Source organism: Syntrophales bacterium (assembly GCA_030018935.1).
Classification (GTDB): domain Bacteria; phylum Desulfobacterota; class Syntrophia; order Syntrophales; family CG2-30-49-12; genus CG2-30-49-12.
Map to the genome: position 1 here is coordinate 1 of JASEGZ010000090.1, position 1553 is coordinate 1553.

Genomic DNA, 1553 nt, shown 5'->3' on the forward strand with positions numbered 1-1553 from the left:
CTTAAGACTTCCGATGAAAGAAACGCCCTGGCCGTTTCCAAACTCAATATTTTCCTTAGAGTTATTCCCCTTGTCGATGATCAGGGTGAGCCCAGCGGAGGTCTTCGCCAAGTGCTGATAGCGATTGACCAGAAGACGGAGGGCCTCCGGAAACAGTTTGGCATCATGCTGGTTGCCGGCATAGACCTTATGCAGAAAGGGAAGCCCGATCACAGGCGTCGCCGCCATTCCCAAACCAATCAGCCTCTGGTCCAAACTCCCCTGCTTGGGTTTTCCCCGTTGGGCCAACTCAGAGGAAGTCAGACCATCCATATGGGTGGCAAAGTTTGTGGTGTCCCAAAGCAGGACATCCGTGAGAAGGCGATAAAGGGTGAGAATCTTTTTCCAGAGCTTTTCCTCAATCGCCTCCACATGATGATCTTCAACCAAATCCATGGCATCCCAGAAGCTTTGGCTGTCAAACGCCCCGGCAGGCTGGCCCAGGAGATCCCCCAAGACCGTCTTCTTCATCCACCGCCCTACGCCATCCTTACTTCGAGGGTCCACAGCTCGATTGATGGCTCCCACGGTCAGGAAAGTTCCAATGGAGACTTCCCGATTCCCATGCTGAGGAATCACCCCATCGATCAGGTGGATCAGATCGAGTTCTTCAGCCTGGGCCCAAAGGGCAGCGACTTCCCCAAAAGCGGTGTGCTCGACCTCCAGAGGATCGGGAATGGTCGTAAGCCTTTTGATAATGGCCTCGGCCGTTCCCAGATAAGTCTGTTTGACAATTTTGGGTTTCCCATTGATCCGCTTAGAGACCACGGCATAATAATAGGGTCTACCCTTAATGATCTTTTTGAGAAGGGAAGCCATGATTAGGATATACAATATAATATAATTGTGATCTTGTCAAGAGAATTCTTACTATTAATCGTATAAAAAGTGATGTTCGCATTCATATAAATTAGGCTATACATAATAAACTCTATTTATCAATAAAATCAATTGATTCTAAATAACTGGCGAAAGTCAGGAGTAACTCAAAATATTGCTCTCTTGTCATACCCACAGTTCGCATGTTGTTCTTGATGATTTCTACATCTATTTCATCGTATTCCGGGATTACTATTGCCCGTTTTGCACCAACGTAAGTCAGGATATGATGTGAACCTTTAAAAGAGTCTTGTAATCGACCGGAGTTATTCGAGGCATAACTATACTGAAACCACAGATTTTTCAAATCCAACCATCTCGGTCTGGGGCATTATATCATTATCCTTTGTTTCAAAACCACATTCCAGAAGGTAGTCTTCAAGAGTGCCCATCTCTTTCATCTCTGTAAATTGTATTTTTACCACTTCTAAAAGATTTTTTTTGCTTCCTCCTGTGTCATACCCTGTGAGATAAAATCCAACTCTGGTGTCCTTGCCAAATACCAATTTCCTTTTTTCCATACCTCGATGGTTAATTGCAATCTCACAAAACATCGCCTCCTTTCTCTTATTCTCGGACGGTTGAGAACACGGTCTACTATTCCCCCTCACCCCGCCCTCTCCCCCCTTTCGGGG

The 1553-nt window shown here is 45.9% G+C and carries 2 protein-coding genes; both read right to left on the minus strand.

Annotated elements, in window-relative coordinates; all coding sequences use genetic code 11:
- Nucleotides 1-858 (minus strand): hypothetical protein (locus tag QMD03_10060; protein MDI6777555.1); only part of this gene is annotated, 858 nt, incomplete at its 3' end.
- Nucleotides 859-1199: 341 nt separating this feature from the next.
- A complete protein-coding gene (locus tag QMD03_10065; protein MDI6777556.1) occupies nucleotides 1200-1472 on the minus strand; it encodes a hypothetical protein in 273 nt (90 codons plus the stop codon).
- Nucleotides 1473-1553 lie beyond the last annotated feature (81 nt).

Excerpts from the sequence above, each read along its gene's own strand:
- QMD03_10065 (MDI6777556.1), bottom strand. The coding sequence starts at position 1,472 with ATGTTTTGTGAGATTGCAATTAACCATCGAGGTATGGAAAAAAGGAAA.